This is a genomic window from Aeromonas sp. R1-1 (assembly GCF_040908495.1).
In the GTDB taxonomy this organism is placed as follows: domain Bacteria; phylum Pseudomonadota; class Gammaproteobacteria; order Enterobacterales; family Aeromonadaceae; genus Aeromonas; species Aeromonas veronii.
This window is the reverse complement of the sequence record NZ_JBFODV010000146.1, coordinates 1-5,897: the sequence shown is the minus strand read 5'-3', so window position 1 is coordinate 5,897 and position 5,897 is coordinate 1. Positions and strand designations below refer to the sequence as shown.

Here is a 5,897-nt window from a genome sequence, read left to right as displayed (position 1 = left end):
AGCGCCATAAACAAGCTGAATACCCTTGGTCTACCTGTCAGAAAGCCCCGAGTGTAGCGGTCACCAGGGGCTGGGGCAGTTGCTGCTTGATGGTTGATTTGGGAAACAACGCCACTAGAAACTACAATCTGGCGATTCACCAGAACTCCGTTACGCAATAGCAATGCCGCCAAAAAGAAAATGGCCGAGATATTATCTCGGCCATTCGTAGCTAGGTCAAAGACTCAAGCCAGGATATTACTCACGTGCAACTTATTAGAAGTTGTACTGCATGCCGAATTCCCACTGGTCATCTTTCTCGCCAGCGCTTTCGATTGCGTAGTTAGCATAAGACTTGATGTTGGAAGTGAAGGCATACTCAACACCCAGAATTACGCGATCAAAGATCTCGACATCATTTGTTGTACCAACAACACTGTCAATATTGGTACCTTTAGCATCCAGCTTGTTGTAGCCAGCCAGCAGTTTCCAGGAGTCGATGGTGTAAGAACCAGCCAGTTCAAAGCCTTTCGCTTTAATCTCTTGACCATCATCGAAGCCTTTCAGCTTGGATTCGTTATACATGGCGCCGAAATAGAAGGCATCAAAGGCGTAAGAAGTACCGATCGCCCAGTCATCTTTACTCTTCAAGTTGCTGATTGTTGCACCGGTGATATTGCCATTGATGTCTTTCTCTGCGCCCAGATAAGTGCCACGTTCAAATTCTTTGTTCTCGATACTCACGCCGAAGCCAAAGCCGTTAGCCATGTTATAACCGGCACCAACAGCATAACCGCCTTCCAGTCCTTTCTTGTTACTGTCTTTATCGACTGATGTAGAGGTCAGAGATTTGGACAACAATTCTGTACCAAATTCATCCATACTGCTATTTTTGCTGATGTAGGAGGCATTGAAGAAAGCGCCATTCCACTCACCACGGTAGATAACCTGACCTTCTTGGCGACCATCGTTTACGCTCGCAACGTTACCCAGCTCTTCAAAGATATCGGCACGATCTTGTACGCCCCACTTAGAAGCAGTATCGGTCTGACCAAACATGAACTTACCATATTGAGAACCATCAAAACCGGCCCAAACATGACGTGCAGTAAGAGAATCTTGCTTGCTGTTTTCTGAACTCAGTTGCCATTCGCCCTGAGCAATCGCAGACCAAGTGTTGTTCAGGGCAACTTTACCCTGCATACCGGTACGGGCATAGGTATAGACTTCACCTTTAGTGGTGGAATCGCTCTTTTTGTAAAAGAGATCGCCATTGTCCTTTTCGTCCAATGCGGCAGTGTTTTCTTCGCCTTGATAGGCGGCATGAACACGTCCATATACATCAAACTTGGTGCCATCTTTGTCATATACGGTAGCTGCGTTGGCTGCGGAAGCGAACAGAGCCGGGATAGCAATTGCCAGAATTGTCTTTTTCATAGTTTCCAATGCCTACTGTAAGTTAAACACTAAGTCGTTGTTATTCCCTGTGTTAGCGATGTTCTTTGCATCACTATGCCGCCGAGACTAGCACCGGATTTTTTGAACCGCAATGAAAAAACTTGGAACTTTTTATGGAAATCATGGTCACCAAGATGAAAATGTGATGCGCATCTCACTTGAAGCAGAACCAACGGGAAAACGTTTACAATTAATCCTGCTGATTATTTGGACTAAAATAGTCTATTTTTCATGCAAATAACGCTAACTACCTGATAAACAACCAAAGTGGTCTGATCAGCGTAAAACTGCCGTGATAATGGCTGTTGCCTCGACCTCACCAAGGGGTTGCGGGTATCCTTGTACTTCGATTAACCCCTAACTGGCCTTCTCTTCATGCTCTCTACTCGCCTTAAAGCCACCATTCGTCAAACCTATCGCCAGATTTCGGATGGATTACCCGGTTTTGTGCCGCGCAAAGAGCAGAACTTTCTGGTGGCCGAGATAGCCAAAACCCTGACCGGCGAGTACGACAAACAGCGCCGGATCCTGGTTGCCGAAGCGGGTACCGGTATCGGCAAATCCCTCTCCTATGCGCAGGGCGCCATTCCGGTTGCGCGACTCACCCAGAAGAAGCTGGTGATCTCCACTGCCACAGTGGCTCTGCAAGAGCAGCTGATCCACAAAGACCTCCCCTTTTACCACCGCCACAGCGAGCTGCCGTTTCGCTTTATGCTGGTCAAGGGGCGTCAGCGCTACTGCTGCGAGCATCTGCTGGAGCAGGCAGCCAGTGGCGCCGAGATGGCCAACTTCGAGCTCGACTTTGGCAGTCTGAGCAAGTCCAAGCCCTCTGACAGCGACAAAGATCGCTACCAGGCCCTGTGGCAGGCCTACACCAATGGTAAATGGGACGGGGATCGGGACAACTGGCCGGAGCCCATTCCCGACACGTGCTGGGATCGCATCGCCGCCGACCGCCACACCTGCAACAAGGCGCTGAGCCATCACCAGCACTGCCCATTTCATCGCGCCCGCAACGATATGGAGAGCGCCGATGTGCTGGTCGTCAACCATGCACTACTGCTCTCCGATCTGACCATGGGCGGCGGCATCATTCTGCCGCCCCCCGATGAGTGCATCTATGTGCTGGATGAGGCCCATCACCTGCCCACCATTGCCCGGGATCACGGCGCGGCGTCGGCCAGCGTCAAAGGCTCGCGTCGCTGGTTGGAGAAGCTGGTACAAAGTGCAGGCAAGCTGGCGCGGACTCTTAATAAGGAGAGCCTGCTCGACCCCCAACTCAAACTGCAGGATGCACTGGCCTCCATCCAGCCTGATCTGAAGGCGGTCGAGCAGTGGCTCAGCGCCAACGATCGGCTTTTTGGCAGTGAACCCCACTACCGTTTCGCCGAAGGGGTATTGCCGGATCCCCTGCCCATGCTGGCAGAGAATCTCAAGGAGTCGAGCAAGAAGGCGCTGCGGGCGCTGGATCGGATGCAAGGAGCCATCGGTGAAGCGCTGAAAGATGGTGAGATCCGCCGCAAGGAGGCCGAGCCCCTGCTGGCCGAGAGCGGTTTTCATCTGCAGCGACTGGAGAGTTTCTGCGCCCTCTGGGAGATGCTGGGGCGCCATGTGCCGACCGGCAAAACCCCGCTCGCCCGCTGGATGGCCAAGAGCGATGACGGCGATATCTGGCTGCACGCCTCACCGATAGAGGTGGGCTATCTGCTGGAGGAGTGGCTCTGGTCGAAATGTCTAGGTGCCGTACTGGTCTCCGCGACCCTCACCGCCCTCTCTTCCTTTAGTTATTTTCGCCATCAGGTGGGGCTCAAGGAGCACGATGGTACCCGCTATCTGCGCCTGCGCTCCCCCTTTGACTATCAGAAAGCCGAGCTCTATCTGCCCAAGATGGAGCACGAACCCAACTCGCCGGCCTTTACCAACGAACTCATCAGCGTGCTGCCACGCATTTTGGCGGGCAAGGAGGCGAGTCTGGTGCTCTTCTCCTCCTACCGCCAGATGAATGAGGTGGCCGTTGGCTTGCGAGCCAAGGGACTATCACTGCTGGTGCAGGGGGAAGCCTCCCGCAATGCCCTGCTCACCCTGCACAAACAAAAATGCGATGGCGGTCAGGCCAGCATCCTGTTTGGTACCGGCAGCTTCTCGGAGGGGCTGGATCTGCCGGGTCACTATCTCACCAATCTGGTGATCACCAAACTCCCCTTTGCGGTACCCAACTCGCCGGTCGAGGAGGCCACCGCCGAGTGGGTGGAGCAGCGAGGGGGGAACCCCTTTCTGCAACTGACAGTGCCGGAGGCATCGCGCAAGCTTATCCAGGCCTGTGGCCGCCTCATCCGCAAAGAGGCTGATCGGGGACGGGTCACCATTCTCGACCGCCGCCTGCTGACCAAACGTTATGGCAAGGGGTTGCTTGATGCTCTCCCCCCGTTTACACGGCGGATCGAGTAAATCAGTCTGCCGCTATTGACAAACAAACTGACAGCAGCGCAAACATCGAGCACCAGAAAGAGCCATTGCCGCAGTAGGCCAAACCTGTAAAAATGAGCCCCTGTTTTCAGTGGGCAATCGCCTGACTGTTCAAGGAGATGAAATGAAACTGACTGTTCTGGTACCGGCGCTGGCTGGTCTGTTGTGGGCCGGTAGCGCCCTTGCTGATGCCCAATTGGAAGTGACCACCCCGTATGTCGTCCAGCTGATCGATGGTCAAGCAATCAATCCCTCATTACTCGATAACACCAAAAAGTTTCCACTTAGCGTTGGTAAACATCAGCTCGTGGTTGCATTTGAAGGCAATTATTCTAATCGAGACGAAATCAAGCTGGTGACCGCCGAGCCGCTGGTGCTGAACTTCACCGCTGCCGACAACCAGCAGCTGGTGCTGGACTATAAAAAGCCCCGCAACGAAGCAGAAGCCAAACAATTCCTGAAGGATCAGAAAGTCACGCTGAAAGACAAGGTCAGTGGTCAGCAAGTGAGTAGCGAACAGTTCGTGATGCCGAAAGTAGAGGGCTTCCAGCTGACCCGTGACTATCAGCAAGAGCTGATCAACATGGGCAAAGCCTTCAACCAGCCCAAAACCGTTGCCGTCTCTACTGCTGCCGTGATGGCTGCCGCCAGCGCACCGGTTCAGGTTGCCCCCAGCAAGGCTCAAAGCAATCCGGAAGCCCTGACCCAATTGCAAAACTGGTACAACAAGGCCGATGCGGAAACCCGCAAAGCCTTCCAGATCTGGGTTATCCAGCAGCAATAAGCCGGGCTGAAATATTGACTGAAAAGGGGAGCCAAGCTCCCCTTTTCCATATCCTGCGGTCTCACTCACGACGCGTCTTGATTTATGCGCTGCCACTTCCCCTTTATATAGGGAGTACATACATGGATTCATCTGCTGATTTCATATATAGAAAGCGCCACCTTGCCAGGGAGAATGGCACCATGTCGTTGCGCATTTTCTATCACCTCCTCTACTCCTCCCTGACGCTACCCGAGCGCCATCGCTTCCCGCTGGCCAAGTATCAAGGGCTGTTTGAACGCCTGCAGGTACAGGGTTACCCCCTTGGCGAAGCGCCCGCCGCTACCCGGGAGCAAATCTGTCGCATTCACGATGCCGATTATGTCGCGGCGGCCCTGAGCGGCCAGCTGGAAGATCGCGCCATCCGCAAGATCGGTTTTCCCTGGTCACCCATGCTGATGGAGCGCACCTTGCGCTCGGTGGGAGCCACCATTGCCGCCAGCCGCTATGCGCTTGAGCAGGGCTGCGGCTTGCAGCTCTCCGGTGGCTACCACCACGCCCATCGGGATCACGGCAGCGGTTTTTGTCTGTTCAACGATCTGGTGATTGCCGCCCAGGCTTGCCTCGACGAGGGGCACTGTGAACAGGTGCTGATCGTCGATCTCGATGTGCATCAGGGGGATGGCAGTGCGGCCCTGTGCGCCGAACGGCGCGATATCATCACCCTCTCCCTCCATGGGGAGCACAACTTTCCCCATCACAAAGCCACCTCTCACCTCGACTTTCCGCTGCCAAGCGGCATGACGGACGATGCCTATCTCACCACACTGCAACAAGCACTCTCGCTGGCACTGCGGCTCTATTCGCCGGATCTCATCCTCTATCAGGCAGGCGTCGATGTGCATCATGCCGACGAGCTTGGTTATCTCTCCTTGAGCGATGAAGGGGTTCGCCTGCGCGATGCCATGGTATTTGACTGTGCAATCAAGCATGGGTTGCCTGTCGCCGCTGTGCCTGGTGGCGGCTATCGCCGCGACTGGCAACAGCTGATCCCGCTTCATATGTCGCTGTTTGAAATAGCGCGCCACCGTTTTGGCTGATGGCATGGCTTGATAGCGCGGACACCCCATCAGAAGTGCCCTCAAGTAAACACCCTATCGGTGTCTGAACTTTGCCAGCATCGCCCTTTTTTGTAGCAGAGTGTGGCATCGTGCGGATCTGGCACACTTTG

Annotated in this window: 4 protein-coding genes; 3 read left to right on the top strand and 1 reads right to left on the bottom strand. The window is 54.3% G+C overall.

Features of this window, described 5'->3' with window-relative positions:
- Positions 1–255: 255 nt before the first annotated feature.
- Complete coding sequence (locus AB5Y92_RS08550; protein ID WP_368177755.1) at positions 256–1,416, bottom strand: porin; 1,161 nt, start codon at positions 1,414–1,416, stop codon at positions 256–258.
- A gap of 396 nt (positions 1,417–1,812) precedes the next feature.
- Between AB5Y92_RS08550 and dinG the strand changes: the two genes are divergently transcribed.
- From dinG to AB5Y92_RS08535, 3 genes are all read left to right on the top strand, one after another.
- Positions 1,813–3,885, top strand: a complete 2,073-nt coding sequence (gene dinG, locus AB5Y92_RS08545; RefSeq protein WP_139411342.1) for an ATP-dependent DNA helicase DinG — start codon at positions 1,813–1,815, stop codon at positions 3,883–3,885.
- A gap of 142 nt (positions 3,886–4,027) precedes the next feature.
- Complete coding sequence (locus AB5Y92_RS08540; RefSeq protein ID WP_270816956.1) at positions 4,028–4,687, top strand: DUF2057 domain-containing protein; 660 nt, start codon at positions 4,028–4,030, stop codon at positions 4,685–4,687.
- Positions 4,688–4,869: 182 nt separating this feature from the next.
- Complete coding sequence (locus AB5Y92_RS08535; RefSeq protein WP_368226465.1) at positions 4,870–5,766, top strand: histone deacetylase; 897 nt, start codon at positions 4,870–4,872, stop codon at positions 5,764–5,766.
- Positions 5,767–5,897 lie beyond the last annotated feature (131 nt).